Source organism: Veillonella sp. 3913, assembly GCF_003992235.1.
In the GTDB taxonomy this organism is placed as follows: Bacteria; Bacillota; Negativicutes; order Veillonellales; family Veillonellaceae; genus F0422.
The window spans coordinates 409211-422973 of sequence record NZ_RQVF01000001.1 but is presented as its reverse complement, the minus strand read 5'-3'; the positions used below and the strand labels follow the sequence as shown (position 1 = coordinate 422973).

16 protein-coding genes are annotated in these 13763 nt (G+C 37.1%); 14 read left to right on the top strand and 2 right to left on the bottom strand.

The features are described from left to right. Nucleotides 1-6 precede the first annotated feature (6 nt). The 8 genes from EO113_RS02165 to nrdG all read left to right on the top strand — a co-directional run bounded on the left by EO113_RS02165 (nucleotide 7) and on the right by nrdG (nucleotide 7442). Nucleotides 7-687, top strand: a complete 681-nt coding sequence (locus EO113_RS02165) for a DUF881 domain-containing protein (protein WP_127135439.1) — start codon at nucleotides 7-9, stop codon at nucleotides 685-687. Next, entirely contained in the window at nucleotides 684-1034 is a 351-nt protein-coding gene (locus EO113_RS02160) for a small basic family protein (RefSeq protein ID WP_062403002.1), read from the top strand. Before EO113_RS02165 ends, EO113_RS02160 begins: the two co-directional genes overlap by 4 nt. Nucleotides 1035-1184: 150 nt before the next feature. Beyond that, nucleotides 1185-2201 carry a cell division protein FtsZ gene (ftsZ, locus tag EO113_RS02155; RefSeq protein ID WP_062402999.1) on the top strand — a complete coding sequence of 339 codons (1017 nt, stop codon included), beginning with the start codon at nucleotides 1185-1187 and terminating at the stop codon, nucleotides 2199-2201. A 23-nt stretch (nucleotides 2202-2224) separates the two neighbouring features. Continuing rightward, a complete protein-coding gene (locus tag EO113_RS02150) occupies nucleotides 2225-2800 on the top strand; it encodes an outer membrane beta-barrel protein (protein ID WP_127135438.1) in 576 nt (191 codons plus the stop codon). Nucleotides 2801-3057: 257 nt separating this feature from the next. Continuing rightward, nucleotides 3058-3666: a hypothetical protein gene (locus EO113_RS02145; RefSeq protein ID WP_127135437.1), complete on the top strand. Its 609-nt coding sequence runs from the start codon at nucleotides 3058-3060 to the stop codon at nucleotides 3664-3666. Continuing rightward, a complete protein-coding gene (locus EO113_RS02140; RefSeq protein ID WP_009354182.1) occupies nucleotides 3653-4183 on the top strand; it encodes a biotin transporter BioY in 531 nt (176 codons plus the stop codon). The genes EO113_RS02145 and EO113_RS02140 overlap by 14 nt, the downstream gene beginning before the upstream one ends. 585 nt (nucleotides 4184-4768) lie before the next feature. Further along, nucleotides 4769-6919 carry an anaerobic ribonucleoside-triphosphate reductase gene (gene nrdD / locus EO113_RS02135; RefSeq protein ID WP_127135436.1) on the top strand — a complete coding sequence of 717 codons (2151 nt, stop codon included), beginning with the start codon at nucleotides 4769-4771 and terminating at the stop codon, nucleotides 6917-6919. 25 nt (nucleotides 6920-6944) lie between these two features. After that, the gene (gene nrdG, locus EO113_RS02130; RefSeq protein WP_127135435.1) at nucleotides 6945-7442 is read left to right on the top strand and encodes an anaerobic ribonucleoside-triphosphate reductase activating protein; all 498 of its coding nucleotides are present in this window, start codon (nucleotides 6945-6947) and stop codon (nucleotides 7440-7442) included. 267 nt (nucleotides 7443-7709) lie between these two features. Here nrdG and EO113_RS02125 read toward each other — a convergent pair whose 3' ends face one another. Then, a complete protein-coding gene (locus EO113_RS02125; protein ID WP_126940236.1) occupies nucleotides 7710-8258 on the bottom strand; it encodes a gamma carbonic anhydrase family protein in 549 nt (182 codons plus the stop codon). A 121-nt stretch (nucleotides 8259-8379) separates the two neighbouring features. Beyond that, nucleotides 8380-9318 carry a nitronate monooxygenase gene (locus EO113_RS02120; RefSeq protein ID WP_127135434.1) on the bottom strand — a complete coding sequence of 313 codons (939 nt, stop codon included), beginning with the start codon at nucleotides 9316-9318 and terminating at the stop codon, nucleotides 8380-8382. A gap of 330 nt (nucleotides 9319-9648) precedes the next feature. On the opposite strand from EO113_RS02120, the gene EO113_RS02115 reads away from it, so the two are divergent. The 6 genes from EO113_RS02115 to EO113_RS02090 all read left to right on the top strand — a co-directional run bounded on the left by EO113_RS02115 (nucleotide 9649) and on the right by EO113_RS02090 (nucleotide 13714). Further along, on the top strand, nucleotides 9649-10203 hold the full coding sequence (locus EO113_RS02115) for a LemA family protein (RefSeq protein WP_009354181.1): 555 nt from the start codon (nucleotides 9649-9651) through the stop codon (nucleotides 10201-10203). Between the two features lie 93 nt (nucleotides 10204-10296). After that, nucleotides 10297-11067 (top strand): YgcG family protein, encoded by a 771-nt coding sequence (locus EO113_RS02110; RefSeq protein WP_127135433.1) that lies wholly within the window; start codon nucleotides 10297-10299, stop codon nucleotides 11065-11067. A gap of 190 nt (nucleotides 11068-11257) precedes the next feature. Continuing rightward, nucleotides 11258-11395 (top strand): rubredoxin, encoded by a 138-nt coding sequence (locus EO113_RS02105; protein WP_009354175.1) that lies wholly within the window; start codon nucleotides 11258-11260, stop codon nucleotides 11393-11395. Nucleotides 11396-11572: 177 nt separating this feature from the next. Further along, nucleotides 11573-12085, top strand: coding sequence for a DUF177 domain-containing protein (locus tag EO113_RS02100; protein ID WP_009354204.1), 513 nt, complete (start codon nucleotides 11573-11575; stop codon nucleotides 12083-12085). Nucleotides 12086-12117: 32 nt separating this feature from the next. Beyond that, nucleotides 12118-12297 (top strand): 50S ribosomal protein L32, encoded by a 180-nt coding sequence (gene rpmF / locus EO113_RS02095; RefSeq protein ID WP_009354192.1) that lies wholly within the window; start codon nucleotides 12118-12120, stop codon nucleotides 12295-12297. A 130-nt stretch (nucleotides 12298-12427) separates the two neighbouring features. Then, nucleotides 12428-13714 (top strand): manganese-dependent inorganic pyrophosphatase, encoded by a 1287-nt coding sequence (locus EO113_RS02090; protein WP_127135432.1) that lies wholly within the window; start codon nucleotides 12428-12430, stop codon nucleotides 13712-13714. Nucleotides 13715-13763 lie beyond the last annotated feature (49 nt).

Below are 13763 nucleotides of genomic sequence, written 5' to 3'. Positions count from 1 at the left end.
ATAAAGTTGAAACAAGGGCGAATAGCCATAGCTGCAGTGAGTATGATTGTAGGAGTTATGCTTGTTACGCAGTATAAAATGACACAAATCATTGCGGAAGGCAATGTAAACTTGCAAAGAAGTGGAGAATTAGCCTTAAAGATTAATTCACTTCAAGAAGAACGAGCAGGTCTAAGAAAGCAAATTGCTACTATGAAAGAAGAAGGAAGTTTAGAGGGAATTAAAGAAGAAAATAGAGTATTATCTCTTAGGGCTTCCTTAGTCGATGTAGAAGGACCCGGAGTTGTCTTAACAATAACGGATAGTAAGACTCCCGTAAAAGATGGAGAAAACCCAAATTTATATTTAATTCATGATGAAGATATGTTGCGTATTGTAAATGAACTAAGAGCAGCTGGTGCAGAGGCAATCTCTATTAATGATCAACGGCTAATAGGAACATCAGAAATACGTTGTTCTGGTCCTACGATTACCGTGAATGGAAAGATTTTTGCTCCTCCTTTTATTATAAAAGCTATTGGTGATACTAAAACATTACACTCCTCTTTGACCATGCGCGGTGGAGTGGTGGAGTCTCTCAAATATTGGGGGATTGAAGTAAAAATTCAAGATGAAGCTCATATAACAGTCCCTGCTTATGATGGAACAATGAAACAAAATTACATCAAAGTGAAGGGAGGACAATGATGGTATATGTATGGATTCTAGGGGGCTTAGTCTTAGGGGTTGCTATTGGAATCATAAGCCCTTTTGATGTGCCTGTATCGTATGCAAAATATACTTCTGTCGCCCTATTAGCAGCATTAGACTCTGTTTTTGGCGGCACTAGAGCAGCTATTGAAAGAACTTTTCAATTATCTATTTTTATTACGGGGTTCTTTTCTAATTCCTTACTAGCTGCGGTCTTAGTATTCTTAGGCAATGCAGTGGGTATAGACTTATACTATGTAGCATTGATTTCATTTGGGTTGCGACTGTTTCAAAATACGGCAGCTATACGTAGATTATTATTAACAAAACGACTACATACATAGAAAAAATAAAGTCATTTCTTGACTTTCATTGAAAAAATATAAAATATATTGTAAAATAAAAGCAAATTATAATGATAAGATAGACTAGTAATATAATGTCATAGTAACAATAATATGAAATATATCTCTAGTAAAGAGGAGGATCATTCGATGTCAGAGTTCGCAAAAATTAAAGTAATTGGTGTTGGTGGCGGCGGTGGAAATGCCGTATCTCGCATGATCGGTAGCGACTTGGAAAATGTTGATTTCTTAGTAGCTAATACTGAAACACAAGCCTTAGATGGTACAAATGTACCTGTTCGCATTCAAATTGGTGAAAAAGCTACTAAAGGTCTTGGTGCGGGCGCTAACCCAGAAGTAGGCCGTGAAGCTGCAGAAGAAAGTCGTGAAGATATTTTAAAAGCATTGCAAGGTGCTGATATGGTATTCGTAACTGCTGGTATGGGTGGTGGCACTGGTACTGGTGCAGCTCCAGTAGTAGCAGAATGTGCACGTGAAGCTGGCGCATTGACAGTAGGTGTTGTAACAAAACCATTTGGCTTTGAAGGTAAAAAACGTAAAGAACAAGCTGAACGTGGTATTGAAGCATTAACTGGTAAAGTTGATACAATTATTACAATTCCAAATGACCGTTTATTGGGTATTATTGACCGTAAAACTTCCTTAAAAGATGCTTTCTTAACAGCTGATGAAGTATTGCGTCAAGGTATCAAAGGTATTTCTGACTTAATTACAAAGCCAGGTTTAATCAACCTTGACTTTGCTGACGTAAAAACTATCATGACAAACCAAGGTGAAGCATTGATGGGTATCGGTGTAGGTGAAGGTGAAAACCGTGCTGTAGATGCTGCTAAACAAGCAATCAATAGCCCATTATTGGAAACTTCCATTGACGGTGCAAAAGGAATCTTGTTAAATATTACTGGTAGTGAAGAGTTAAGCTTATTTGAAATCAATGAAGCAGCAGAAATTATTTCTGAAGCAGCGGACCCAGAAGCAAATATTATCTTCGGTTCTGTTATTGATGAAAACGTAGGGGACAAAGTGTTTATCACTGTTGTTGCTACAGGTTTTGGTGATCAAGGTTCTACTAATGGATTTGCTCGTAAAAGCCCATTTGGAGCTACAGGTAACTCTCCAGAAGTACCAGCTTTCATGAAACGATAAAATTCTCATATAAGGAGGATATTATGAAAAAAGTTTTAGTAGCCACAGCGGTATTAGCCGCATTTAGTGCCTCTGCATTTGCAGCTGCGGTGCCTGTAACTAATATTAATGTAGGCGAAACAAAAGTGGCCGCAGAGTATTCTTTATCTAAAAAAACAGCACAAGATACAAAACGCAAAGATGGTTTTGGTGTGTCAGCACAACAAGGCGTATCTGATACATTAGCTGCACAATATTCTTTTAATAAAGTTCGTCACACCGGCGCAGATATTAAAGATCATCAATTAGCAGGGGCCTATGCAGTACATCCTAATGTAAATATCTACGGTGCTGGTACATATGTAGATATGGGACCTAAACAAAGTGGTTTTGGATACCAAGCAGGTGTGATTGGGCATACTCAATTAGCTGATAAAATTGAAGGTTTTGCTAAAATCGGTTTCGGAAATGATATTAAAGGAACCTATCAATTAGGCGCTTCTTATGGGTTGCGTCCAGATGTTGATTTAAATGTATATTATCAATATGATAAATACAGTATGAATCAAAACAAAACAGATGTAAAAGGCTTGCATGCAGGTGTAGGTTATTCTTTCTAATTGAAAAGAGTGATATCTGTTGAAAAATAGTAGATAATATATTAGGACTGTAATACATAGTAGTTTACTTTGTATTGCAGTCCTTTTAATTTATTTATGTGATAAATGTGAACAGTTAATCAGTATATGTTAACAAATAATTTGAAAAATAGGTTGACTATATTGAACTTGATTAATTATAATAAAGGTGTAACAGAATGTAAGAATCATGTAAGCTTGTAAGATCCAGTATACCCATATCATGGGGAGGAGGCACTATGCATACACTATGTAAGGGCTTGACAAGTGTAAGGGAAATTCCTAATACCGTGATTGTACGTAATGTACAATATAAACGAACTACAAGATCACCACAGTTACAAATTAACTATACCCCAAGAAAGCAAGAACATATAGTGACTGTTTGTAATTCAAAAGGCACTTTAGTGTCCACGATGTTAGAACGGTTTGACTCCGAAAGGAGCCACCATGATGAAGTTTCATTGGGGGAAATGCCAAAGGTTTGGCCAGGTGAATTAAAAGATAGAACAAGAACAAAATTCGTGTTTACACCTGAATCTATACTTGAGTTTGTTGAGGCTATTCAAGATGATAATTCCATCTATCGGGAAGAGGTACCAGTAGTACCTGAATTAATGGTTTTATCACATATGGCACATCATGTGTTAGATGAAGCAATGTTACTTCAATTAGATATTACGTTTTCTGCACCATTTTATGGTGGAGATGTTATTTCTGTAGAAAAGCTTATAATCCATTCAGAGAAGCATACGCAAATTGGTGAGTGCGAACTAGTTGGAACTCATGGTGGGCGTGCACACTGCAAATGGATTTATGAAGAGGAGTTAGTAAATGTTACAGACTAGAGATTTGACAAAAATGGCTTTGTTAGTGGCATTAGCCTGTGTAATGGCACAATTGTCGGTTCCGAACCCCATGGGTGTGGGAATGATTTCCTTAATTACCATTGCATTATGTTTGATTGGCTTGATATTGCCACCAAAGCAGGCATTTTTGACTTTATTAGTCTATGTATTATTAGGAGCAGTTGGATTACCTGTATTTACTGGATTTACTGGTGGTATGGGAAAAATACTAGGTCCTACAGGTGGGTTTATTTTGATTTGGCCTATTGCCTATACTGCAGTTAGTTGCTTAAAGGGAACAGAAAAAAGTTTTCTTAGATATGCTGTAGTAGCTACAGTAGTAAGTATTGTGATTACTTATGTAGCGGCAGTGCCGTACTTCATGTCTGTTGCAAATATACCATTCACTGCTGATGGATTACAAAAAGCCTTAGGAATTTTGTTCTATCCATTTATCATTGGTGATATTGTAAAAGCAATTCTATCTGCCTGGATTGCTACGAAAATTAAATTCTAGTTATCTAAGTAGAATAGCGATCAAATCCTTTTGGATTTGGTCGCTTTTGTTGTGTAAGGATGTCAACTGACCTCCCATATCAATTACTCATTATTTAAAAGTCTTTTACCTAGGCAATTCAGGTAAGAAAATATGAATATAAATGTGTAAAAGTAGAGGATTCTCCTATTTTTACAAGTTTACTATATCTAATTGGTATACATGATATAGTGGTTTTTGTTGAAATAAACTACAATATGTTGTAAACTGAATCTAGTGATATCCATAAAGGGTACAAAATAGTGGTAATCTACAAAGTTATATATTTGATTGTTACACAGGTTACTAAGCATTTGAAAAAACGATTAATTGTTTCAGTGCTTATAAAATGACTATACACTAAAAAAGCAGTACGAATTTTCTACATGTGTAGATACAGTATGGATAGAGCAGAAATTGCTCTTTTTATATGTCCATATTTTGATTTAAATGTGCACCGCATATGTTAATTTTTTTGCTTATGCATTGTTTGTATGATTCATACTAAATCTAATATACCGTATAGTTTATTATGTGCGGTGTAATTAGTATATAGGAGGCTGTATTATGATACATGTGATAAAAAGAGATGGTACTATTGCTGATTTTGATAAAGAAAAAATTATTATTGCTATAGAAAAAGCTATGCATAGTAGTACAGGTGTATATACGCCTGGATTGGCTTTGCAAATTGCTAATGAAATTGAGTCTTATGCAGAAAAAATGGGACGCAATATTACAATCTATGCTATTGAAGATCAAGTATATTATAAACTACTGGAAAATAATAATCCTGCAACGGCTCGAGCCTATGAAAATTATAAAGCAGTACAAGCTTTCAAGCGTGTAGAGAATACCACAGATAAAGATGTATTTGGCTTATTGAATAAATCAAATGTAGCAGTTCTTGATGAAAACTCCAATAAAGATGCTTCTATTGTATCCACACAACGTGATTTAATTGCTGGAGAAGTGAGTAAAGATATTGCACGTAGAAAGCTAATTCCTACAGATATCGTACAAGCTCATGACAGCGGTGCTATTCATTTTCATGATATGGATTATATCATCCAACCTATGTTCAATTGCTGTTTAGTGAATTTAGAAGATATGCTAACAAATGGGACTGTTATCAATGGTAAACGTATTGATACACCAAAGTCATTTCAAGTAGCATGTACGGTAACTACACAAATTATTGCACAGGTTGCATCTGGCCAATATGGAGGTCAAAGCATTAATGGGATTGATCGTATTTTGGCGCCTTATGTAAGAAAATCCTATGATAAATATTTAGAGTTAACATTACAAGAGCAGGTCGAAGTGTATGGTATGGCTCCAGATGCAGCAAAGGCAGAGGAAATTGCTTGGCAACGGACGAAAAAAGAGGTAAAAGATGGGATTCAAACTATCCAATATCAAATTAACACCTTAATGACTACGAATGGACAGGCGCCTTTTGTAACATTGTTTATGCACTTCGATCCGAACAGTGAACTAGCAAAAGAAGCTGCTTTAATTGATGAAGAAATTCTAAAACAACGTATACAAGGCATCAAAAATGAGGCAGATGTATATATTACACCAGCCTTCCCTAAGTTGATTTATGTGTTGGATGAACATAATGTACATCCTAATAGTGAATATTATTATTTGACGGAACTGGCTGCTCAATGCACGGCGAAACGCATGTATCCTGACTATATTTCTGCGAAAAAGATGAAAGAAATCTATGAAGGTAATGTATTTGCTCCTATGGGATGTCGTTCCTTCTTATCTCCTTGGAAAAATGAGCAAGGTGAGTATGTATTTAATGGTCGTTTTAATATAGGTGTGGTAAGTCTTAACTTACCTCAAATTGGTATTTTAGCACAAGGTAAGGAAGATGCTTTTTTTGAGATTTTGGAAAAACGCTTAGAATTAGCTGAAAAAGCATTGTTGTTCCGCTATGAACTATTGAAAGATGTGACCAGTGATGTATCTCCTATTCACTGGCAATATGGAGCCATTGCACGCCTTCCTAAAGGGGCTCCGATTCGACCATTATTAGAAGGTGGATATGCGACGATTTCTTTGGGATATATCGGTTTATATGAGGCGACAAAGCTCATTGTAGGTACATCCAATACGTCAGATGAGGGTCATCGTTTTGCTAGAAAAGTAATGGAACGATTGCATGAAGCTACAGAAATTTGGAGAAAAACTCATAATATCGGTTTTGCTTTATATGGTACACCAGCTGAAAGTTTAACCAACCGATTCTCCTCCATTGATAGAGCTCGGTTTGGTGAGATTCCGGATATTACAGATAAAGGATACTACACTAATAGTTATCATGTGAATGTACGTGAAGAAATCAATGTGTTTGATAAATTTGCCTTTGAGTCAGAGTTTCAACGGTTATCCACTGGGGGATGCATTTCCTACGCGGAAATTCCTAATATGAATAATAATATCCCTGCTTTATTGACGATGATGCAGTATATTTACGACACTATTTCCTATGCGGAATTTAATACAAAATCAGACTATTGCCATGAATGTGGCTTTGATGGTGAGATTATCGTTAATGATCAAGTGCAATGGGAATGTCCTCGTTGTCACAATACGAATCGCGATACTTTGACGGTAATTCGTAGAACTTGCGGTTATTTAGGGGAAAATTTTTGGAATGAAGGCCGTACGAAGGAAATTAAAGATCGAGTAATGCATATTTAATAAGATGATGAAAGAAGGATGTACAATGCGCTATGGACAGCTTAGACAATATGATATTGCCAATGGTGAAGGTATTCGTACATCCTTATTCGTTACTGGCTGCACTCATGGTTGTTATAATTGCTTTAACGAAGAGTATCAAGACTTTTCTGCTGGCCAAGAGTGGACAGAATCAGATACAGAGAGATTACTTTCCTATGTCAGTGCGCCTGCATGCAGTGGATTGACCTTACTAGGGGGAGAACCGTTTCAAAATATTGACGGATTGGTACCCTTAGTGGATAGAGTATTAGAGGTGGCACCGCAGAAACCAATTTGGGTCTATTCGGGATATACTTATGAAGAAATATTGGCTTGCCCTAATAAACGACAATTGCTAGAGCGGTGCCATATCTTAGTGGATGGGAAATTCGTGGATGATTTACGAGATCCAGGATTAGCATTTAGGGGTAGTAGTAATCAACGGATTATTGATATACAAAAGTCTCTGCAAAGTGGAGAAGTAGTGTTGTATTTGGAATAACATGAGCTAGCTAAATTAATATTATAAAATAGCGGATATTTGAACTGTAATGTCAAATATCCGCTTTACATTGACTGATATTCACATTAAATATGTATGAGAGTCAAATAATTATAATAGATTTTTTAGAAAAGATAAGGATACGTCGAGTAACTTATTTTCTACTATAAGACAATAGGTATGCACGATTACGAGATAAAGAGTGAACTAAAAGAGCTGTATAGGGAATACTATACAGCTCTTTTTATAAAAATTCATTGAATTGTTTTATACAATAGTTTGGCTAGGATCCCACACTTCACCATCAGCATCTGGTAAAAATCCATATTCTTTAGTCCACAGTGTTTTGTATTTCACAGCTTGGTTGTGGATTTTTTCAATCATTTTTTCATCTGTACGGATGACTTTGGCAGGGCTACCTACAACTAGGGAGTAGGGTGGAATTTCTGTGCCTTCTAGCACGAGAGCGCCCGCACCGATGATGGAGCCACGGCCGATGTGACAACGGCTAAGAACGATAGCCCCCATACCCACTAATACGTGGTCCTCTAGGGTAGAGGCGTGGATGATAGCACTATGACCAATGGTTACAAAGTCACCAAGGATACAAGCGTGGTCATCGTCTACGTGAAGTACAGAATTGTCTTGTACATTGGAGTAGCGGCCTACTACAATTTTATTGACATCTCCGCGAGCAGATACATTTTGCCATACAGAGGCATATTCTTTTAGTTCTACATCGCCAGCAAGCTCAGCACCTGGCATAGCGTGACTTTTTGGATCTAATTTTGGATATTTTCCTTTAAATGGTAACATAGAAACCTCCTATATTATTTTGTATACGATAGTGTTATTTAATGAATCCCCTTGGGTTAAGGTACTAAGCCAAGGGGATGTAAATGGTATAAATGATACTAGTAGAAGATATATGTATGGTTTAGATAAACTGTTGTGCTTTTTTAATCGCTTCTTTTGCTTCTGCTACAACGGATTCTACGATGGTTTTGGCAGGCTCTACTTGTGTTAAGCGGTTCAGACCTTGACCAACTTGAACAACGCCGTTTACAGTATCTCCATCAACGGCAGCTTTTTTATTTGTACCGATAGCCATAGCTGTCAATTCACTTTTAGGGGCACAACTGTATTCAGCTTCTAAATAACGAGCTGTAAACTCACTTTTAAGACCACGTACTCCGTGATTGAAAGTAAGACCTGTCACAGTGGAGTCAGTATCTGTAGCGTTGATAATAGCTTCTTTACAGTTTTGATGCATTTTACATTCTTCCGCTAAGATGAAACGAGAGCCCATTTGAACGCCAGCTGCACCCATAGTAAGACCAGCAGCGAGTCCACGACCATCTACAATACCGCCAGCGATAATCACAGGGATATCAACTTCTGGCACAACGTTTTCTAGCAAGGCCATCGTTGTTTGTGTACCAATATGACCGCCTGCTTCTTGACCTTCGATGATGATGGCATCGGCCCCTGCAGCTGCCACACGTTTAGCCAATTTTACATTTGGAACTACGGGAATTACTTTGATACCTGCTGCGTGTAATGGTTCGATGAAAGGAACAGGATTACCCGCGCCTAAGGTAACGAAAGCAGGTTTCTCTTCTACGATAACGGCTAAGATATCATCTAAGTTAGGTGCCATTAACATTAAGTTTACACCGAATGGTTTGTCAGTTAAGGATTTGCATTGACGGATTTCTTGGCGAACCCATTCTGTGTCACGACCGCCTGTAGCGATAACACCAGTAGCACCAGCATTGGCTACTGCAGCCGCAAGGGTGTGCTCAGATGTCCAAGCCATAGCACCTTGAATAATAGGATATTGAATGCCTAATAATTCTGTTAAACTAGTTTTCATAATTCCTCCTATATAGAATAGTGATTCCTTTATTTAAATCACTGGAGCTTTCAACATGCTTTCATTATAGCTTAATGGAATGAAAAAATATAGTTGCTGTAAAAGATGATAAAAACAATGTATAATATAACTAAGCTTATCACTAAGAGATATGTGGCACATGGTGCATATATGATATTAAAATGATAGCAATACATATGTGTATTTTAATGAACGTAGAATAGTGATATGCTTGTATATGAGTTTATTAGGCTTAAAAAAGTTACCTATAAAGCTCATATATATTATGGCAAATTAGGTATATAAAAATTATAGTGTAAAGGAGGACTTATGAAAAAGTCATGGTTAATTGGTTTAGGTATTGTAGGTGTACTTCTGATTTGGATATTTAGTTCCTACAATGGATTAGTACAAACGGAAGAACAAGTCAATGGGCAATGGGCACAAGTGCAAACGCAGTTGCAACGTCGATCTGATTTAATTCCGAATTTAGTGAATACTGTAAAAGGTTATGCGACCCATGAGAAAGAAACAATTCAAGCAGTGGCAGATGCACGGGCAAAATTAGGTGGTGCCAAAACAGTAGAAGAAACGGCGAAAGCGAACCAAGAATTAAGTAGCGCCCTAAGTCGTTTGTTAGTGGTAGTAGAAAACTATCCGAACTTAAAAGCAGATGCTAATTTCAGAGCTTTACAAGATGAATTAGCAGGTACAGAAAATCGTATTGCAGTAGCACGTAAGGATTATAATGGCAGTGTACAAGCCTATAATATGAAAATTCGTACCTTACCTACATCCATCATCGCTAGTCCTATGGGCTTTCAGGTGAAACCATATTTTGAAGCAGACCAAGGGGCGCAAAGTGCACCGAAAGTGCAATTTTAATCCTTTTAACATATGTTCTTACAATGACTATGTATCGTTGCAAGGAATTAAGTTATAGTGCGATATAAAAGGGTATTTTCATGAGGGGGTAGGATGAGAAATAAATATACATGGACTACTATTCTCAGTGTTTTATTTGTAACAATAGCCTTATTTCTGGGTAACCTATCTGCTTTTGCCCTAGATATACCGAATCCACCAAAAAATGGGTATATTTTGGATCAAACACGGACCTTGACTAAAGAAGATGTTCAGAAGATGAACCGTATGGGATTTGAGTTACAGCAAAAGACAAAGGCTCAAATCGCGGTTCTGATCATCTCTACTTTAGATGGTGAGGATGTAACAGAGTATGCAAATAAGGTGTTTCGTTCTTGGGGCGTCGGTGAAAAGGATAAAAATAATGGTATTCTTTTCTTGATTGCCCTTAAAGATAAACAAATGCGTATTGAAGTTGGCTATGGTTTAGAAGGTGCAATCAATGATGCCAAAGCGGGCCAAATTTTAGATGACTATGCCATACCGTATTTTAAACAAGGTCAATTAGGTAAAGGAGTAGTAAATACCTATGCGACCTTAGTAGGTGAAGCGGCTAAAGAGTACGGTATCACCATTGACGGAAGTCGTACTTATGAAACACAAAATGTAGAGGGATTAACGCCTTTTCAAATGTTGCTTATAGGTGGAGGTATTCTCTTGTTACTCATTTTGGACTTCACTGTATTTGGTGGCGCTATTACACAATCTTTATTATGGGTATTAGCTTCTAGTCGAGGTGGTGGCTCCGGCCGTTCAGGTGGTGGGGGTTTCGGTGGATTCGGCGGTGGATCTTCTGGTGGTGGCGGTGCGAGCCGTCGATGGTAATAGATGTAGATTTGCTAAATGTAGATATCATGATGCAATATGTTCCTATTATGCGTAGTTTGCAAATAGGTATCTAAAAATAACATAGAAAATGATTGAGAATAGATTGAAAGTTTTCGATTGTAGTGGTATACTGATTATAGATAAAGTATCTGAGACAAATCTTATAGTACGAAAGGTGGTGCACACAATGGATAAAAAATACGTATGCGTAGTATGCGGTTGGGTTTATGACGAAGCTGTTGAAGGCGTTAAATTCGAAGATCAACCAGCTGATTACCTTTGCCCAGTTTGTGGGGTTGGTAAAGACCAATTCGAAGAAATGTAATTAATTTTTCGATAAATTAATCCACATACATAAGGGCTCTCCTATAGGAGAGCTCTTTTTCACATGAGAGTTAATTGCTAAGTCTTGTATGAGTTTTCTGAAAACTCAACAACATATAGGGCTAGTATTTGACAAAGATAGTATAGGTAGCTATAATAGTATAGTCGAGGTAAAATTATGAAACTGCAAGTAGAGCAAGCAAAAGAACAGATTGGACGGGTAGTCCCTTTTCTATGTACGACATCAGGTGATGATCTTGGTGACGTATCTGCTTTTCCTTGGAGCCGTCATGATATAACCATTAGTGGTGAGCTTCGTTATGATGGTCAACATTATGTGGTGAATGGTACCATAACAACAAATGGACAATATGAGTGCTCAAGATGCTTAACCGATACTAATTATACCCATACTGTTCCATTTGAAGAGACTTTTGGTGTTACACATTCCAACAGTGGAGACGGTGATGTGATTTCTTTCGATGGGGAAGAAATCGATCTAACGGAGACCATTCGGGAAACATTAATCATCAATGAGCCCTCTCAAGTGTTATGTCAGGATGATTGCAAAGGATTGTGTGTTCAGTGTGGAGCTAATCAAAATGTTTCACCATGCTCTTGTGAATCCTTTGTGGTAGATCCTCGATTAGCAGTGCTAAGAACATTGCTGAAGGAAGAAAATGATGATTAATACCTAGTGATTATGTTAAGGAGGTGCAGATAATGGCAGTACCAAAGCGTAGACTTTCCAAATGCCGTCGAGATCGTCGTCGTGCTAACTGGAAATTAGAAGTACCTGGTTATGTAGCTTGTCCACAATGTCACGAACCAATGATGCCGCATCGCGTTTGCCCAACATGTGGTTCTTACAAAGGAGAACAAGTAGTTTCTAAAAATGCGTAATAGAAACGAATGAGAAGGCCTTGTAAACTGTTGTTTACGAGGTCTTTTTTGTATGCATTTTATACCTAATTATGGTATAATAAAGAAACATTAATAAATAACTCAAGTGATGATTATAAGAGGTGACATTATGTTAAGAGATACAATTTTAGTAACAGGACATAAGAGTCCAGATACAGATTCTATTTGTTCTGCTATTTCCTATGCAAATTTAAAAAATCAAATGGGCTTTCCAGCACAACCAATTTGTGCGGGTCAAGCAAATAAAGAAACATCTTTTGCGTTAAAGTATTTTGGCTTTGAACATCCAGAAATTGTAACTTCTTTTGCTGTAACAGTAGAAGATGTACTAGAAACAATTCCAGCAGTCGATGCAAAAGCAACGTTACAAGATGTGTTAGCATGGCGTAAACAATATGAAATGAACCGCATTCCAGTGGTAGAAAATGGTACTACTTATGTAGGCACGATTACGGCACAACGCTTAATTGATGCTTTAGAAGGTGCTATGGGTGGCAATGCAAATGTAACAGCTAGTGAGATTTGTACAAAAACATCTTGCCAAGTGATTAGTAAAGAGACGAAATTACGTGACTTCAAAGCTAATTCCCACATCGGTGGATATCCGGTAGTAGACAATGGTACATACTTAGGTATCATTCGTTCTAATGTAGAAGCTCCAAAGCAAAAAACAAAAGTTGTTCTTGTGGATCACAATGAAAAAGTACAAATTATTGACGATATCGAAGAAGCAGAATTAATCGAAAATATCGATCATCATCGTATTGGTGGGTTGGTAACAGATAATCCTATTTTCATTCATTATGAAACTGTAGGATGTACTTGTACAATTCTTGCTAATTTATACTGGCAATATGGACAAGAGATTCCTAAAAATATTGCTGGCTTAATGCTATCTGCTATTATTTCTGACACAGTATTATTCCGTTCTCCTACTTGCACTGAAAAAGATAAAGAAACGGCTAAAAAACTAGCAACTATTGCTGGTGTTAACTTAGAAGAATATGGTATGGAATTATTGAAAGCTGGTTCTGATGTATCTGATTATTCCGATGAAAAAATCGTGCGTACAGACTTAAAAGAATTTGAAGCAAATGGCAAAATCATCAGTATTGGCCAAATCCAAGTAATGGATACTACAGATATTTTGGGTCGTAAAGCATGCTTATTAAAAGCGATGGAAGAATTACGTAGTGCCAATAATTACAGCGCTTCTTACTTGATGATTACAAATATCTTAACAGAAGCAACAAACTTAATCTTTGTTGGAGATGCGAATGATGTGGTAGCAGCCGCATTTAATGCACAACCTGTGGACAATGAAGTATATTTAGAACATACATTATCCCGTAAAAAACAAGTAGTACCACCAATTGTGGGTGCTATGAAAGGCTAATCTATAATAGGGGGTGCGTTGTAGTGAAACACAGCGCACCCTTGTTATA

Bases quoted from the DNA above. Each gene is read 5' to 3' on its own strand.
- EO113_RS02125 (WP_126940236.1), bottom strand. From the start codon at position 8,258: ATGTTACCATTTAAAGGAAAATATCCAAAATTAGATCCAAAAAGTCAC.
- ftsZ (WP_062402999.1), top strand. From the start codon at position 1,185: ATGTCAGAGTTCGCAAAAATTAAAGTAATTGGTGTTGGTGGCGGCGGT.
- EO113_RS02105 (WP_009354175.1), top strand. From the start codon at position 11,258: ATGGATAAAAAATACGTATGCGTAGTATGCGGTTGGGTTTATGACGAA.
- EO113_RS02115 (WP_009354181.1), top strand. From the start codon at position 9,649: ATGAAAAAGTCATGGTTAATTGGTTTAGGTATTGTAGGTGTACTTCTG.
- EO113_RS02140 (WP_009354182.1), top strand. From the start codon at position 3,653: ATGTTACAGACTAGAGATTTGACAAAAATGGCTTTGTTAGTGGCATTA.
- nrdG (WP_127135435.1), top strand. From the start codon at position 6,945: ATGCGCTATGGACAGCTTAGACAATATGATATTGCCAATGGTGAAGGT.
- EO113_RS02100 (WP_009354204.1), top strand. From the start codon at position 11,573: ATGAAACTGCAAGTAGAGCAAGCAAAAGAACAGATTGGACGGGTAGTC.
- EO113_RS02150 (WP_127135438.1), top strand. From the start codon at position 2,225: ATGAAAAAAGTTTTAGTAGCCACAGCGGTATTAGCCGCATTTAGTGCC.
- rpmF (WP_009354192.1), top strand. From the start codon at position 12,118: ATGGCAGTACCAAAGCGTAGACTTTCCAAATGCCGTCGAGATCGTCGT.
- EO113_RS02110 (WP_127135433.1), top strand. From the start codon at position 10,297: ATGAGAAATAAATATACATGGACTACTATTCTCAGTGTTTTATTTGTA.
- EO113_RS02120 (WP_127135434.1), bottom strand. From the start codon at position 9,318: ATGAAAACTAGTTTAACAGAATTATTAGGCATTCAATATCCTATTATT.
- EO113_RS02090 (WP_127135432.1), top strand. From the start codon at position 12,428: ATGTTAAGAGATACAATTTTAGTAACAGGACATAAGAGTCCAGATACA.
- nrdD (WP_127135436.1), top strand. From the start codon at position 4,769: ATGATACATGTGATAAAAAGAGATGGTACTATTGCTGATTTTGATAAA.
- EO113_RS02160 (WP_062403002.1), top strand. From the start codon at position 684: ATGATGGTATATGTATGGATTCTAGGGGGCTTAGTCTTAGGGGTTGCT.
- EO113_RS02145 (WP_127135437.1), top strand. From the start codon at position 3,058: ATGCATACACTATGTAAGGGCTTGACAAGTGTAAGGGAAATTCCTAAT.